The organism is Atlantibacter subterraneus (genome assembly GCF_007570865.1).
Classification (GTDB): Bacteria; Pseudomonadota; Gammaproteobacteria; order Enterobacterales; family Enterobacteriaceae; genus Atlantibacter; species Atlantibacter subterraneus.
Genome location: NZ_VLPS01000005.1, coordinates 210306 through 226353 on the forward strand (window position 1 = coordinate 210306; position 16048 = coordinate 226353).

A 16048-nucleotide genomic window follows, 5' to 3' on the forward strand; every position below is an offset into this window, starting at 1 on the left:
ACGCAATGGATATTATCGGCGAGCAAAACTTACGTCAGATGTGGGAAGATCTGGCGATAACGTTTGGAGAAAAAACTGCGCTGGTGGTTGAATCCTGCCAGGGCAAGATCACGCAACTGAGCTACGCCGCCCTTAATAATGAAATTAACCGCACGGCCAATTTGTTTACCACACTGGGTATCGTTAAAGGTAATAAAGTGGCACTGCATCTGGATAATTGTGCGGAATTTATTTTTTGCTGGTTTGGGCTGGCAAAGATTGGCGCGATTATGGTTCCCATCAACGCCCGGTTGTTAACCGATGAGTGCAGTTGGTTATTGAATAATTGTCAGGCAAGACTGGTCGTCACTTCCCTCTCTTTTTATCGAATGTATCAGCAGATTAAAACTTCCCGGCAAACCATGCTGGAACGTATTTGCCTGATCGCTGAGGAAGTATACGACTCAGATGAAGATACGATTGATTTTCATCGTCTGCGCGGCAGCCAACCCACAACATTAATTGATACAACGCCACTTATCCCACTGGATACGGCAGAAATATTATTTACGTCGGGCACAACTTCCCGGCCTAAAGGCGTCGTGATCACCCATTACAATTTACGTTATGCAGGTTATTACTCTTCCTGGCAATGTGCTTTGCGTGAAGATGATGTTTACCTGACTTCGATGCCTGCCTTCCATATTGATTGCCAGTGCACCGCCGCAATGGCGGCCTTCTCCGTGGGCGCGACCCTGGTGTTACTTGAAAAATACAGCGCACGCGCATTCTGGAAACAGATTCGCCGCTACAGGGCTACGGTGACCGAATGTATCCCCATGATGATCAGAACGCTGATGCTGCAACCCCCGGAGCCGCAAGAACGTCAACATTGTCTGCGGGAGATACTTTTTTATCTTCATCTTTCCGTCGCTGAGAAAGACGCCTTTATCGAACGGTTTAATGTCAGGCTATTGACCTCGTACGGCATGACCGAAACCATCGTTGGCGTGATTGGCGATCGGCCTGGCGATAAGCGATGCTGGCCGTCTATTGGACGCGTTGGTTTCGGTTATCAGATTGAAATCCGCAATAGCCAGAACCAGCAAGTCCCCTACGGCGAGACAGGTGAAATCTGCGTTAAGGGCGAGCCCGGTAAAACGCTGTTCAAAGAGTATTACAATCACCCCGACGCCACGGCCCGTATTTACGATAGTCATGGTTGGCTACATACCGGCGATTTTGGTTATGTCACTGAGGACGGATTTTTTTATTTTATCGACCGCAGTTGCAACATGATTAAACGCGGCGGTGAAAATATCTCCTGCACAGAGATCGAAAATATTATCGCCAGGCATCCAAAAATTCAGGATGTGGCGGTCATTGGCGTAAATGATCCGTTGCGCGATTGGGCGCTAAAAGCATTTGTTGTAGTCAATGAAGGCGAGCAGCTCAGTGAAAATGAATTTTTCCTGTTCTGCGAAAACACGATGGCAAAATTTAAAGTGCCTGCTTTCGTCGAGTTTTGCGGCGATTTACCGCGTAATTGTACGGGGAAAATTATCAGAAAATATTTGCAATAACCCTGGCTCGCCGGGCCGGTCGGTCTGGCGACTTACCTCAGGATCCAACGGCTATAAGGATATCAAACGCTATGAACTCATCACTTCACGTAACCCGTAACGGCTCTATTCTGGAAATTATTCTCGACAGGCCAAAAGCCAATGCGATCGATGCGAAAACAAGCTTCGCCATGGGCGAATTATTTATCCATTTTCGAGACGATCCGACATTACGCGTTGCAATTATTACCGGTGCAGGAGAACGTTTTTTTTCTGCGGGCTGGGATTTGAAAGCGGCGGCAGAAGGCGAAGCGCCGGACGCTGATTTTGGTCCGGGCGGTTTTGCCGGTCTTACCGAGTTATTCGATCTGGATAAACCGGTCATTGCTGCCGTAAATGGCTACGCTTTTGGCGGGGGGTTTGAACTGGCGCTGGCGGCGGATTTGATTGTCTGCACCCATGATGCCCGTTTTGCTTTACCCGAGTCGCGTCTTGGCATTGTGCCCGATAGCGGCGGCATACTTCGTCTGCCCAAGATTCTCCCTCCCGCAATCGTCAATGACATGGTCATGACAGGACGCCATATGGATGCAGAAGAAGCGCTACGTTGGGGCATTGTAAATCGTGTGGTTGATGCTGGAGAGTTAATGACGTGCGCAAGAGACATAGCCAATAGCATTGTAGCAAGCGCACCGCTTGCCGTTGCTGCAATAAAAGAGATGTATCGCGAAACTCGCGAATTATCGGTAAAGCAAGGTTATCAACATATTCGCAGTGGCGCATTACGCCATTACCCGGCCGTTCTGCATTCCGAGGACGCAAGCGAAGGCCCTGTTGCGTTTGCTGAAAAACGCTCGCCCATCTGGAAGGGGCGCTAAGCGTTGTGCGAAGGAATGCATTATGAGTATTTATTCGTTTGAAGGGGTAATCCCGGTTATTCACCCGAGTGCATATGTTCATCCCAGCGCTGTTATTATTGGTGACGTTATTATAGGCGAAAATGTATATATCGGCCCTCAGGCGTCATTACGTGGTGATTATGGAAGGCTTATTATTAACGCCGGCTCGAATATCCAGGATTGCTGTATTATGCATGGTTACTGCGGTATAGACACAATTATCCATGAAGGTGGACATATTGGGCATGGCGCGATTCTGCACGGTTGTATTATTGGACGTGACGTACTGGTTGGCATGAACAGCGTTATTATGGATGGTGCGGTTATTGGTGAGGAAAGTATTGTAGCGGCGATGAGTTTTGTAAAAGCGGGCTTTATCGGAGAACCTCGCCAAATGCTTATAGGCAGCCCGGCGAGTTATCGACGGGACGTAACCGGGCAAGAACTTCACTGGAAGCGGCTAAATACTAAAGAATACCAGGATCTGGCGCAACGTTGTGTTGCCGGATTGCAGGAGGCCATCCCCCTGACAGAGCTGGAGCTCCAACGGCCGCGTTTAAAGGGCACAACCGACGTAAAACCCACTGCATAACCTGATAAGAGCCTGCGATTCAGGCTCTTTTCCACAAAGCCAGACTAACGGCGCTGCGCCTTAGAAAGCATCATTTGCCATTTTTGCTCCCGGTTCATTTCTTTGGCAACATCAGGTGACTGCCGGCGTATTGTAGCCGCCAACTCATCTTTATTTTGTGGACTATTTTGAAACCGTGAATCTATAAGCGAATCGATATGCTTAATTTTTACTAAGCGCTGGCACTGACATCCCCGGCCCTCAAGTTGATTAGGGATCGTCTTGGTTTCACAAACAATTTCTCCTACCTGTGAAAGAATATAAGAAATCGTGTTAATCGCCTTACAGTGTGGAATATCAAATTCACCTGCAATTTCTTTTGCACTGACCCAACGATTCTGCGCCATGACCCAATTTGCGATTAACAAATAAAGCGGTTTTGCTACAGTTTCTTCACTCATATTCATACCATCATTCAATACGCATTGTCACAATATGAAATTATCAGGCAATAAAACTAACCCGTTCTTTCAGCCACAATAACACTTGACCAATAGTACGATAATAAACCTATAAATACCCCTTTAGAGTTATTCAGGTCATATTTATAAGAATAACCATGAGGATGCCGGCACGGTGTAAGGACAAGGAGAATGAGGAAGGCGTATAGACAGCGTGAGGCTATACGCCTTTTAGGTTAGTTATCCAGTTCACTCATGGATTTAACCTGGTCGCGGTTAATCTGCTCGGTTTTACCTGTTTCGGCGTTCTCATAAGAGACCAGACCGGTATCGCTATCCACTTCAGGCTTGCCATCGGTCACGATAGTGCTGCCATCGGTGGTTTTTACCGACTGGTTAGAGGAGCAACCGCTAATAAACAACAGCGCGCTGGCGGCTAAAATAGGGGTAATGAGATATTTCGCTCGCATGGTTTTCTCCCGTGCATTGCAGTGTATTTATCGTAGTTACCCTCTAACTATAGTTGCTCAAGCGAAACGGTGGCGCGGATACAGAACACTCTTAGAGCGCCACGCTGCGTTATCAGGATTTATCCGCCGGATAGCCGTCTTTATAAATGACGGTTTTGGTTATTTTCCCGTTGGCGTCATAGGCCGAGACTTCACCATTAGCGAGACCATTTTTATAATTAATTACCGTGCGTAATTTACCGTCCTGAGTATATCCCTGGGATTTGCCTTCCGCTTTGCAATTCACCAGCGGCGTATGGGTGCGTAATTGGCCATTGGGATAATAGAGATCGATGTATTCGTTAAAGCAGCGGTTTTTTACGACGGTTTCAAATTTTTTATTGCCGTTATCGTAACGCTCGACCAGTTTCCCTTCCGGCACATTATCAGTAACCGAAATGGCGGGCGTTTCTAGCTTATGATTTTGCAGCTCTTGCTGCGTCGTTCCCTTCGCATAGTCCGGGGTCATTCCCATGGCGTCAATAGTATTAGTGACGGAAGAAGAGAATTCGGCGCAGCCTGACAGCAGCAGTGAAAACGACATGATTACCAGTGCACGTTGCAAAATGATCTCCTTAAAAATGCATTCCTGCGGGCACGCTAATTTTAGCGGATGCACCAGCGCCTGGCTGAAATCCATTATATTTGGTAGGGGAAGGAAATTATAAAGCGGGGCAGATATGACGCCTCACCGCTACAGCATTCATCAGGATGAATGTTTCACGGTGAAGGTTACACATGACACAAGCGGGGATCAGATATCGTCGATGGTATGATTTACCACGATTTCCAGCGTCTTACGGATAATGTCGCCTTTCACCGCGTCCTCGGTGGTTTTCAGCGCCGCCATTAAACGCAGGATAATCGCCTTATTCGTCAGCAGCTCTTGCGAAACTATAATGCTATTGACGACTGAACCCAGTAGCATAGATTCTTCTGCCAACATATCCCCGGCGTTACGGAAATAGCTGGTCAGCGCATTATCAGGCATGTTGATGTAGGCATTTGATTCTTGAATCATTACCTGGCTCATTTCCTTACTTCCTTATTCATGTGTGATGAGATGCAGTCAGTGTTTCTTACTGTTTTCTGGCTGCTGGCTATCTTCGAACAACTGATAAACGTTATCCCTGCTTTTCCTGGTATCCCTGTCTAACGCTTTTTGATCAGGGATTGGCTTGCGTCGCGTTGCAACCACGGTATTGCTGACTTCAGCGATAACTTCACTAATCATTTTGCGTCGCTGGGCGTCAGGCTCCTCGTCCTTCATTACCCGCAGCTTCCTGATGAGGGCTTGAATATTGATCGGCAGACTCTCCTTCAGCAGAAAGAGGACCGCTTCGCCAATGATTTCGTCTGTCAGTTGCTCGATTTCACTTCTGTTCATAACTGCGTCTCTGATTGCCGCTTTCTCCCGGAACGGATACGCGACATTGAGTCAGTTATCCGGGGAAGAAGGCCCGCCGCAGGTTGGCAGACCTTTGTGTAACCTGAAAATGACTCCCGCCAGAATTGACTTAATAACCAGGTAATCTGTTGCTGTTGCGTGATTTAGTCGTGGCGCTCAAAAAGCAGACTAATCAACGTATGATAATGACTTTCCTCTTCCGGGCCGGAAGCGTGCTCAAGCCGGCGCAACAGTTTGGTGCAAATCGCCTTCCGGCTCAGATTCCGGCCATCGCTCAGGATTTCTACGGCAATCTGACCGAGCGTTTCTTGCTGGGTCGGTAACGCCGCTTTATTGAAATAACGGGCAATGGCATTAGCGCGTTCCGGAAGGTAACCGTTCTGTTGCATATGTCACTCCAGTAATATTCAGATTCAGTAAAGTTTAAAGGAAGTATACAAGATGTTTAAAGTTGTACATCGAAATTGTACAACCGCACAAGGCTTTTTTTGCGAAATTATTAAAACCAACCAAATTTCAATAACATAAATTTAAAATTATTTTTGAGCATGCAGCTTGTACAACCCTGAAACACAACCAAATCGATACATGAAACAACGGACGCTAAGAATATATCGTGTATCTTGTGTAGGGTTACTTAATAATTAGCCCGACAATCAATCCAAATGTAAAAAAAATGTTTATAAACAACGTGCTCTACGCGCTCGTTCTCTGAGAAACGTCGTGCTGTTGTCTACTGGCTCCTGTTCTTTACGCTAAGCCTTAATCAAGACGAGACCTCATGTCAGTCATCTGATACTGTGGCTCTTCATACACCTACCCTGGGATTGTCATGCTCACCACCATCATCTATCGCAGCCATATCTGCGACAACGTTCCGGTCAAAACGCTGGAAGAAATGGTCGACGCAGCAAATAACAAAAACGGATATGCCGACGTCACTGGCATCCTGCTGTTTAACGGCACGCATTTCTTTCAACTGCTTGAAGGGCCTGAAGAAAGTGTGCTGACTATTTATCGTCATATTTGTGAGGATGTGCGCCACTATAACGTGGTGGAACTGCTGCGGGATTACGCGCCAGCGCGACGCTTTGGCAAGGCGGGAATGGAGCTGTTTGATTTAAGAGAGCATGACAGTAATCAGGTGCTTCAGACGGTACTGGACAAAGGTACCTCCAAATACCAGTTAACCTATGACGACCGTGCACTCCAGTTCTTCCGGACCTTTGTTGAGGCCAGGGAAAAAGAAAACTATTTTGAAATACCCGAGGCTGATTCATGGGATTTCGTTGCTGATGATAGCGCAGTCGCGCCAGTGTCCACGCCGTCCGGGCATTGCAGCTTTGCTTTCCAGCCGATTATCGATCCGCTTGCTCAGGAAGTGGTCTCGCTGGAAGCCCTGCTGCGCACGCCAGACGGCGATTCGCCCCAGGCATGGTTTGCCGGGCTGGCAGGCGAGGATGTGTATGACGCCGATCTGAAAAGCAAATCCGTTGCTTTTGCCATGGCGGCGGCTTTAGATCTCGGTAAGCAAAGTCTGTCGGTTAACCTGCTGCCAATGACGTTAGTTAAGATCCCCGGCGCGGTCGCGTTTCTGGTCGAGGAGATTCATAAAAACGGCCTGGTGCCGGATCAGATCATCGTTGAGTTCACTGAACAAGAGATTATCTCACGCCTTGAAGAGTTTACCGGCGCTATCCGCCAGTTGAAGGCCGCCGGTATCCGCGTGGCGATTGACCATTTCGGTGCCGGGTTTGCCGGTCTTTCCCTGCTGGCGCGTTTCCAGCCGGAGCGCATTAAGATCAACCGTGAACTGATCGAGGACGTTCACAAAAGTGGTCCGCGTCAGGCGATTATTTTAGGTATCATCAAAAGTTGTACATCGTTAGAAATTTCGGTGTGCGCCGTTGGGGTTGAGAAGCCCGAAGAGTGGATGTGGCTGGAATCGGCAGGCATTTCTCTGTTTCAGGGCCATCTGTTCGCCCGCCCGGCGTTCGCAGGCATACCTGCCGTCGCCTGGCCAGAAAAAAGATCTGGTTTTTGAATAACTAACCTCGCGGTCTTGTCTGAAAAGCAACAATTATTGACAGAATAGTCAGCAAGACGCGAGGAAGCTTATTACACTATTTAGTGAAAATTCCTACTGCACTTGAGGCGGTTCGTGATAGCGAATAGAGTTCAAGGTTATACAACAGAAAATGATTTGTACAAGATGTACAAATTAGTTAGTTTGGAACACGGACGTACCGATTTGAGTATGAGTGAGTCAATGGCCTTTTACAGTATTGGCGAAGTAGCTGAACGATGCGGAATAAACCCTGTCACACTGCGCGCCTGGCAGAGACGGTATGGGTTATTCAAACCTCAGCGCAGCGAAGGCGGGCATCGACAGTTCGATGAAACCGATATTCAGCGTATCGAAGAGATAAAGCGCTGGATCCAGAGCGGTGTGCCGGTCGGTAAGGTAAAAGCGCTGCTGGAAGAGAGTCATCACGCTGAGCATGACGACTGGGCATCATACCAGGAAGAGATGATGACCGTGCTACGCCATGCCCGTCCCGCCAAACTGCGTGCCGCAATTACTGCTGCGGGCCGTCAGCACTCTGCCGACGCGCTTATCGATCATATTATTATTCCCGTGCGTCATCGGCTTCGGCTCGATCAAAACACTGCCCGCGCCATTTGCAGCATGCTGGATGGGGTGCTGATTGACTATGCCGTATCGGCGCTGACGGAAGTACGCAAGAAATCGGGTAAAGAAGCGCTACTGATTGGCTGGGATTGCGACGATCGCACCCGGCTCTGGCTGGAAGCCTGGCGGCTGGCGCAACAGGGATGGAATATCGATGTGCTGGCGGAACCGCTGGAATCGCCGCGCCCGGAGCTGTTCCCCGGTCAACATATCTTTGTCTGGACAGGCAAAGCCCTGTCGCTGCGTCAGCAGGAACAGTTAACCCACTGGCAGGAACAGGGCTTTGATATTGCATTTCACGGCGTGTAATACGCACCCCGTCGATTAATTCATCTCCGGGGTGCCGCTTAGCGCCCTTTCACTTACTTCGTGATTTGCGCGTGCATCTCCTGCACGGAAGTCACTTTTTCTTTCGCATCCGCATTCAACGCCATCGCCGTCGCGAAACCGCCGTTCAGCGTGGTGTCGTAGTGCACCTTGTACTGCAGCGCGCTGCGGCGGATCAGTTTGGAATCCTCAATCGCCTGGCGTCCTGCGGTGGTGTTGATGATGTAGGTGTACTCGCCATTCTTAATACGGTCCTGAATGTGCGGACGGCCTTCATGCACTTTGTTCACCAGACGCGGATTAATGCCCGCTTCGCCCAGCACAATCGCGGTGCCGTGGGTGGCATCCAGCTCAAAGCCCTGCTTCAACAGTTTCGCCGCCAGATCCACCACGCGCTCTTTGTCGCCTTCACGTACCGACAGCAGCGCGCGACCCGATTTCTTCATGGTCGAGTTACTGCCCAGTTGCGCTTTGGCGAACGCTTCCGCGAAGGTACGGCCCACGCCCATCACTTCACCGGTTGAGCGCATTTCTGGCCCTAACAGCGGGTCAACGCCCGGGAATTTATTGAACGGCAGCACCACTTCTTTCACCGAATAGTACGGCGGGATGATCTCTTTGGTGACGCCCTGTTCAGTCAGCGTTTTACCCGCCATCACGCGCGCCGCCACTTTCGCTAATGCCACGCCGGTGGCTTTGGAAACGAACGGCACGGTACGCGCGGCGCGTGGGTTCACTTCAATCAGATACACTTCGTTGTCTTTCACCGCGAACTGCACGTTCATCAGGCCGCGTACCTGCAATTCCATCGCCAGTTTCTGCACCTGCTGGCGCATCACATTCTGGATATCCTGGCTCAGGGTGTAGGCCGGCAGTGAACAGGCGGAGTCGCCGGAGTGGACGCCCGCCTGTTCGATATGCTCCATGATGCCGCCAATCAGCACCATTTCGCCGTCGCAGATGGCGTCAACGTCCACTTCCACCGCGTCGTCGAGGAAGCGGTCCAGCAGTACCGGCGCATCGTTAGACACGCTGACCGCGGTCAGGAAGTAGCGGCGCAGGTCGGATTCGTCATAGACGATTTCCATCGCACGGCCACCCAGTACGTAGGACGGACGCACCACCAGCGGGTAACCGATTTGCGCAGCCTTCTCAACCGCCTGCTCAATGGCGGTCACGGTGGCGTTAGCCGGTTGTTTCAGCTTCAGGCGATCCACCGCCTGTTGGAAGCGCTCGCGGTCTTCCGCGCGGTCGATGGCGTCCGGGCTGGTGCCGATAATCGGCACGCCTGCGGCTTCCAGTTCACGCGCCAGTTTCAGCGGCGTCTGGCCGCCGTACTGGACGATCACGCCTTTCGGCTTCTCGATGCGTACGATTTCCAGCACGTCTTCCAGGGTCACCGGTTCAAAGTACAGACGGTCAGAGGTGTCGTAATCGGTGGAGACGGTTTCCGGGTTGCAGTTGACCATTATGGTTTCGTAACCATCTTCACGCAGCGCCAGCGAGGCGTGTACGCAGCAGTAGTCGAACTCGATACCCTGTCCGATGCGGTTCGGTCCGCCGCCCAGCACCATGATTTTTTCGCGGTCCGGGTTCGGGCGCGATTCGCACTCGTCTTCATAGGTGGAATACATGTAGGCGGTATCGGTAGCAAATTCCGCCGCGCAGGTATCCACGCGTTTGTAGACCGGGTGCAGATTGTACTGTTCGCGCAGTTTGCGGATTTCCGATTCGCGTACGCCAACCAGTTTCGCCAGGCGCGCGTCGGCAAAGCCTTTGCGCTTCAGGGTCCACAGGAAATCTGCCGTCAGGCCGGTGATGCCCACGTCCGCCACCTGCTCTTCCAGGCGAACCAGCTCCTCGATTTGCACCAGGAACCAGCGGTCGATATTGGTCAGGTTGAACACGCCGTCAACCGACAGGCCCGCGCGGAAAGCGTCAGCGATGTACCAGATACGCTCGGCACCGGCATCTTTCAGTTCACGGCGGATTTTGGTCAGCGCATCCGGCTCATCCAGATTCACTTTCGGGTCAAAGCCGGTCGCGCCCACTTCCAGGCCGCGCAGCGCTTTCTGCATCGATTCCTGCTGGGTGCGGCCAATCGCCATCACTTCGCCGACCGATTTCATCTGGGTGGTCAGACGGTCATTCGCGCCCGCGAATTTCTCGAAGTTAAAGCGTGGGATTTTGGTGACCACATAGTCGATAGACGGTTCAAACGATGCCGGGGTACGGCCACCGGTGATGTCGTTCATCAGCTCATCGAGGGTGTAGCCTACAGCCAGTTTCGCCGCCACTTTAGCAATCGGGAAGCCGGTGGCTTTCGAGGCCAGCGCGGAAGAACGCGACACGCGCGGGTTCATTTCGATAACGATCAGGCGACCGTTTTTCGGGTTGACCGCGAACTGGACGTTAGAGCCGCCGGTTTCCACGCCGATTTCACGCAGTACCGCCATCGAGGCGTTACGCATGATTTGGTACTCTTTATCGGTCAGGGTCTGCGCCGGAGCGACCGTGATGGAGTCGCCGGTATGAATGCCCATGGCGTCGAAGTTTTCGATGGAGCAGACGATGATGCAGTTGTCGTTTTTATCACGCACCACTTCCATCTCGTACTCTTTCCAGCCGATCAGCGATTCATCAATCAGCAGTTCGTTGGTCGGAGAGAGATCCAGACCGCGCTCGCAAATCTCTTCAAACTCTTCGCGGTTGTAAGCGATACCGCCGCCGGTGCCGCCCATGGTGAAGGACGGACGAATGATACACGGATAACCGACGTCCGCCGCCACCGCCAGCGCTTCTTCCATGGTGTGCGCGATACCGGAACGCGCGGTGTCGAGGCCGATTTTCTTCATTGCGACGTCAAAACGACGGCGGTCTTCCGCTTTGTCGATGGCGTCGGCGGTCGCGCCAATCATGGTGACGCCGAACTCTTCCAGTACGCCCTGGCGTTCCAGCTCCAGCGCGCAGTTCAGCGCCGTCTGGCCGCCCATGGTCGGCAGCACCGCATCCGGGCGCTCTTTCTCGATAATCTTGCGCACCACTTCCCAGTGAATCGGCTCGATGTAAGTAGCATCGGCCATTTCCGGGTCAGTCATGATGGTCGCCGGGTTCGAGTTTACCAGGATAACGCGGTAACCCTCTTCGCGCAGCGCTTTACACGCCTGGGCGCCCGAGTAGTCGAATTCGCAGGCCTGGCCGATCACAATCGGGCCAGCGCCAAGAATCAGGATGCTTTTTATGTCTGTACGTTTTGGCATGGCTCTTTTCTCCTGATTATTTGGCGTTCTTACGGTACTGCTCAATTAACGCAATAAAATGGTCAAACAGCGGCGCGGCGTCGTGCGGGCCGGGGCTGGCTTCCGGGTGGCCCTGGAAGCTGAATGCCGCTTTATCCGTGCGATGGATGCCCTGAAGCGTGCCATCGAACAGAGATTTATGGGTCACGCGCAGGTTGGCAGGCAGCGTGGCTTCATCTACCGCAAAGCCGTGGTTCTGCGCAGTAATCAGCACGGTATTGTTTTCTACGTTTTTCACCGGGTGGTTGCCGCCGTGGTGGCCGAACTTCATCTTCACGGTTTTGGCACCGCTGGCCAGCGCCAGCAACTGGTGGCCGAGACAGATGCCGAATACCGGAATGTCGGTGTCCAGGAAGGTCTTAATCGCGTCGATGGCGTAGTCGCACGGTGCCGGGTCGCCAGGGCCGTTGGAGAGGAAAATCCCATCCGGATTCATCTTCAGTACTTCAGCAGCTGGCGTCTGCGCCGGAACCACCGTCAGGCGGCAGCCGCGATCCACCAGCATACGCAGGATGTTGCGCTTGACGCCGTAATCGTAAGCCACCACGTGGAACGGCAGTTCCTCGTCGGTTTTCGCTTCCGGCAAACCGTTTTTCAGTTCCCAGCTTCCCTGGGTCCAGCGGTAAGGTTCGCTGGTCGTGACTTCTTTCGCCAGGTCCATCCCGTTCAGGCCCGGGAAGTTTTTAGCCTTCTCCAGCGCCAGGGCGGCATCAAGATTGTCACCGGCAATAATGCAGCCGTTCTGCGCGCCTTTCTCGCTCAGCAGGCGAGTCAGTTTGCGGGTATCCACATCAGCGATGGCCACGATGTTATGGCGCTTGAGGTAAGAAGAGAGGTCTTCGGTATTGCGGAAGTTGCTGGCAATCAGCGGCAGGTCACGAATGACGAGGCCTTGCGCATGTACCTGGGAGGATTCTTCGTCTGCCGGGTTAGTACCGACATTACCAATATGGGGATAAGTGAGAGTGACAATCTGGCGGGAGTAGGAAGGATCAGTGAGGATTTCTTGATAACCGGTCATTGAAGTATTGAAAACGACTTCCCCTACTGCCGTACCTGATGCCCCTATGGCCCGACCGTAGAATTGGGTTCCGTCTTCCAGAACCAACAGCGCTGACTTAATCAAAACGTCCTCCAGGGAATAAACAGTCAATTTATCTGCATATTAATTCATTTGGTGTGAATGAATCAACGCAAATACGCTTGCCCGGTGAATTTTTGGCAAACGGCGGCATTCTAAGGAGAGGATGGGCAAAAGTCTACCCTGAAAACGGGATTTTTCAGTTAATTTTGTCAACCACAGAGGTAAAAAGGGAGATAAGCGCTAAAAAACCGATCAAACCTGACGACGAAACCGATTAACAGGCTTATTAAATGTTAAATCTGTCTCTGACGCTATTAAAAAGTGGACCAGATGGTCAAAATTTACAATAAAATAACATCAAAACCCTGGATAACGTATAATTACAGGTGTTATATAAGCTAAAAATCTCAAACACCTTAAAAAAACATAAAAATTAAGGGTGATAAAATATCACCCTTTCAATCAATGCACTAAGATTGCAATAACCACATCACGATGGGTAAAAATAGTTATAAATTATTTAAATCCAGCACGTCTCGCATGTCGAAGAGACCGTTTTTCTCGGCATTAACCCAAATTGCAGAGCGAATCGCGCCATTAGCAAATGTCATCCGGCTGGAAGCCTTGTGGGTAATCTCCACGCGCTCACCGATATCGGCAAACATCGCCGTATGCTCACCGATAATGTCGCCAGCGCGCACGGTGGCAAAACCGATCGTGCCAGGCTGACGTTCGCCGGTATGGCCTTCCCGCGTGTACACCGCGCAGTCCTTGAGATCCTTATTTAACGCATCTGCAATGGCTTCACCCATTGCCAGTGCGGTACCGGAGGGCGCGTCCACTTTATGACGGTGATGCGCTTCGATAATCTCGATGTCGGTATAGTTGCCCATCACTTTGGCCGCTTTTTCCAGCAGCTTCAGCATCACGTTCACGCCCACGCTGAAGTTAGCTGCAAAGACAATGCCGATATCCGCACTAGCGTCGCGAATCGCCTGCTTGCCCGCATCATCAAAGCCGGTAGTGCCAATCACCATGCCTTTATGATGGGTGCGGCAAAATGCCAGATGCTGCAACGTCCCTTCCGGACGGGTGAAATCGATAAATACATCGAAATCATTCACTACTGCTTCAAGGCTGGTCTGGATCCGCACGCCGGTGGTGCCTACGCCTGCCAGCTCTCCGGCATCGCTACCCACCAGCGAAGAACCTTCACGCTCCAGCGCTGCGCCAAGCGCCACTCCTTCCATTTGCAGCGCCGCCTGAATCAGCTGCCGTCCCATACGGCCACCCGCTCCTGCGATGGCTACGCGAACCTGTGCATCATGCATATCGATACTCTTCATGTTTAAAAATTGCATATTACTGAGTTTCAGGTTAACGACTCTGCTCAGACGCTGCCAACCTAAAACGCCGATGATTAGAAATTTACGTCAAAAGCACATTGATATCAGTAAATGGCATCAAAGCCTTACTATTATTAAGCCATTCGATCTGTCTGTTCATAGACGCTAATGTGAATTGCCTCTTTTAACGTAATAAACCCTGTCTGGTTACCTCATGATCTTGCTGAGATCGACTAAACTCATTTTCAAAATCATCCTTTTCAATTATTGCGGAATCAACATTTCCACTTTTTGACACACTATCCAGTCAGACAAATCACTGCCGTCGCGTTAAAATCGTCGAGGAATACACGTAAAAACCGATATATTATGTCGTGTCGATGGGTAATAGATGTGAAGGAAAATAATAACCTATGCGACTATTAAAAATCGGAAATATCAAATAATCGTCAGCGAAGCCGGGATATTTGATGAATTACGACCTTTGGCTTATTGTCTGAATGAACCGTTATGCTTCCAACGTGCGTGGAAGAAGAAATAATTACTTGTAAATCATGAGTCTCGTTATGAAAAATTATGATGATTTGCAGCGTTTCAAGGATAAGACACGCACTGGCGCTATTGATTTCAAGGATATGTCGGCGCAAAGCCAGCAGCACAGCAGCGGTAACTGGGCCATCATTAAACAGTTGGCGTCTGAAGGCGATGAGCAAACGATGCTCGCGCAAGGCGGCAGCGTCTCTGCCCCGGTTCCTCAGGCCGTCGATGCCCATACCTTTGAGGCCAGTCTGACTAAACCTGCGCAAACGGAGCCTAAACCCGCCGCAGCGGCTTCCTCCATTTTTGGCAGCCTTGCGCCCCAGCAGGCTGATGTTCGTCAAACGCCTGCGCAGCCGCCGCTGCTTTCTCAGGTGCCGCCGCCGTCATCCGCCGCCGCGCCTGTTCAATCTGTTTTATCATCCCCTGCCGCACCGGTTGATGCCCCTGCGTCCGGGCAGACTCAACCCGTGCGATTTGACCAGTTGTTTGCCACTAAAGGCACCACACCGACCGGGCAAAACGCGAAAGATATCCCCTTACAAACGTTGCTGGAGACGATCGCGTCATGCCGTTAGTTTGTGTTTGTTCGCCTAAAGGCGGTGTAGGAAAAACAACCGTGACGGCCAACCTGGCGTATGCACTGGCTCGCTCGGGCAGTAAAGTCCTGGCGATTGATTTCGACGTGCAAAACGCCCTGCGCTTGCATTTTGGCGTGCCGCTCTCCGACGGGCGCGGCTACGTGGCGAAGGCGGGTGAATCCGCCGACTGGAGCCAGTTTGTGCTGACCGCAGGCGGCAACGTGTTTCTGCTGCCCTATGGTGATGTGACCGAAGATCAACGCATGACCTTTGAACAGCACCTCACCAGCGATCCGCATTTTTTGATGCGCGGCTTAAGCACGTTGCTGAATTATCCCGGTCTGGTGATTATTGCCGATTTCCCGCCAGGCCCCAGCCCGGCGCTGAAGGCGATGTCACGCCTCGCGGATCTGCACCTGGTGACATTGCTGGCGGATACCGCCTCCCTGTCGCTGCTGCCGCATATTGAAAATCATCGTCTGATCGGCGAGCCGCTGAACCACAAACAGGGCTATTACTTCGTACTGAATCAGAGCGATAACCGCCGCAATATCAGTCGCGACGTCACCGCGTTTTTACAGCAGCGTCTGGGCGAACAGCTTATTGGCATTATTAATCGTGATGAGAGCGTTTCGGAAGCCAACGCTTCGCAGCAATCCATCTTTGATTTCAGCCCGGCTTCCGCCGCGGCATTCGATATCGAATTAATCAGTAAAAGAGTGGCAGGCCTGCTCGGCATAAATATTGGCGACGGTGCGGTTCACGCCACTCTAAAAACATCACATTTCTGACG

The 16048-nt window shown here is 51.4% G+C and carries 16 protein-coding genes; 7 read left to right on the top strand and 9 right to left on the bottom strand.

Annotated features, from left to right (window positions below):
* The first annotated feature begins 5 nt into the window (after positions 1 to 5).
* The 3 genes from caiC to caiE all read left to right on the top strand — a co-directional run bounded on the left by caiC (position 6) and on the right by caiE (position 3032).
* Complete coding sequence (gene caiC / locus FND52_RS10800) at positions 6 to 1562, top strand: crotonobetaine/carnitine-CoA ligase (protein ID WP_144130769.1); 1557 nt, start codon at positions 6 to 8, stop codon at positions 1560 to 1562.
* Between the two features lie 71 nt (positions 1563 to 1633).
* The gene (caiD, locus tag FND52_RS10805; RefSeq protein ID WP_144130770.1) at positions 1634 to 2419 is read left to right on the top strand and encodes a crotonobetainyl-CoA hydratase; all 786 of its coding nucleotides are present in this window, start codon (positions 1634 to 1636) and stop codon (positions 2417 to 2419) included.
* Between the two features lie 22 nt (positions 2420 to 2441).
* Entirely contained in the window at positions 2442 to 3032 is a 591-nt protein-coding gene (caiE, locus tag FND52_RS10810; RefSeq protein WP_144130771.1) for a carnitine operon protein CaiE, read from the top strand.
* A gap of 44 nt (positions 3033 to 3076) precedes the next feature.
* Here the strand turns inward: caiE and caiF are convergent, their stop codons facing one another.
* The 6 genes from caiF to ycgZ all read right to left on the bottom strand — a co-directional run bounded on the left by caiF (position 3077) and on the right by ycgZ (position 5778).
* Positions 3077 to 3472, bottom strand: coding sequence for a carnitine metabolism transcriptional regulator CaiF (gene caiF, locus FND52_RS10815; RefSeq protein ID WP_144130772.1), 396 nt, complete (start codon positions 3470 to 3472; stop codon positions 3077 to 3079).
* A 236-nt stretch (positions 3473 to 3708) separates the two neighbouring features.
* A complete protein-coding gene (locus tag FND52_RS10820; protein ID WP_125293159.1) occupies positions 3709 to 3942 on the bottom strand; it encodes a YgdI/YgdR family lipoprotein in 234 nt (77 codons plus the stop codon).
* Positions 3943 to 4054: 112 nt separating this feature from the next.
* On the bottom strand, positions 4055 to 4546 hold the full coding sequence (locus tag FND52_RS10825; protein WP_125293158.1) for a toxin-antitoxin system YwqK family antitoxin: 492 nt from the start codon (positions 4544 to 4546) through the stop codon (positions 4055 to 4057).
* A gap of 189 nt (positions 4547 to 4735) precedes the next feature.
* Complete coding sequence (locus FND52_RS10830; protein WP_125293157.1) at positions 4736 to 5002, bottom strand: biofilm development regulator YmgB/AriR family protein; 267 nt, start codon at positions 5000 to 5002, stop codon at positions 4736 to 4738.
* A 48-nt stretch (positions 5003 to 5050) separates the two neighbouring features.
* The gene (locus FND52_RS10835; RefSeq protein WP_125293156.1) at positions 5051 to 5368 is read right to left on the bottom strand and encodes a hypothetical protein; all 318 of its coding nucleotides are present in this window, start codon (positions 5366 to 5368) and stop codon (positions 5051 to 5053) included.
* A 164-nt stretch (positions 5369 to 5532) separates the two neighbouring features.
* Positions 5533 to 5778: a regulatory protein YcgZ gene (gene ycgZ, locus FND52_RS10840; RefSeq protein WP_125293155.1), complete on the bottom strand. Its 246-nt coding sequence runs from the start codon at positions 5776 to 5778 to the stop codon at positions 5533 to 5535.
* Between the two features lie 443 nt (positions 5779 to 6221).
* Between ycgZ and FND52_RS10845 the strand changes: the two genes are divergently transcribed.
* Together FND52_RS10845 and FND52_RS10850 are read left to right on the top strand one after the other, a co-directional pair.
* The gene (locus tag FND52_RS10845; RefSeq protein WP_144130773.1) at positions 6222 to 7433 is read left to right on the top strand and encodes a diguanylate phosphodiesterase; all 1212 of its coding nucleotides are present in this window, start codon (positions 6222 to 6224) and stop codon (positions 7431 to 7433) included.
* Positions 7434 to 7658: 225 nt separating this feature from the next.
* Entirely contained in the window at positions 7659 to 8390 is a 732-nt protein-coding gene (locus FND52_RS10850) for a MerR family transcriptional regulator (RefSeq protein ID WP_125293268.1), read from the top strand.
* Between the two features lie 53 nt (positions 8391 to 8443).
* Here the strand turns inward: FND52_RS10850 and carB are convergent, their stop codons facing one another.
* The 3 genes from carB to dapB all read right to left on the bottom strand — a co-directional run bounded on the left by carB (position 8444) and on the right by dapB (position 14122).
* Positions 8444 to 11668 (bottom strand): carbamoyl-phosphate synthase large subunit, encoded by a 3225-nt coding sequence (gene carB / locus FND52_RS10855; RefSeq protein ID WP_125293153.1) that lies wholly within the window; start codon positions 11666 to 11668, stop codon positions 8444 to 8446.
* A gap of 16 nt (positions 11669 to 11684) precedes the next feature.
* Positions 11685 to 12833, bottom strand: coding sequence for a glutamine-hydrolyzing carbamoyl-phosphate synthase small subunit (carA, locus tag FND52_RS10860; RefSeq protein ID WP_125293152.1), 1149 nt, complete (start codon positions 12831 to 12833; stop codon positions 11685 to 11687).
* Between the two features lie 467 nt (positions 12834 to 13300).
* A complete protein-coding gene (gene dapB, locus FND52_RS10865; protein ID WP_125293151.1) occupies positions 13301 to 14122 on the bottom strand; it encodes a 4-hydroxy-tetrahydrodipicolinate reductase in 822 nt (273 codons plus the stop codon).
* A 581-nt stretch (positions 14123 to 14703) separates the two neighbouring features.
* Here dapB and bcsO point away from each other — a divergent pair.
* Both bcsO and bcsQ read left to right on the top strand, forming a co-directional pair.
* Complete coding sequence (gene bcsO, locus FND52_RS10870; protein WP_144130774.1) at positions 14704 to 15252, top strand: cellulose biosynthesis protein BcsO; 549 nt, start codon at positions 14704 to 14706, stop codon at positions 15250 to 15252.
* Entirely contained in the window at positions 15243 to 16046 is an 804-nt protein-coding gene (bcsQ, locus tag FND52_RS10875) for a cellulose biosynthesis protein BcsQ (protein ID WP_125293149.1), read from the top strand. Before bcsO ends, bcsQ begins: the two co-directional genes overlap by 10 nt.
* Positions 16047 to 16048 lie beyond the last annotated feature (2 nt).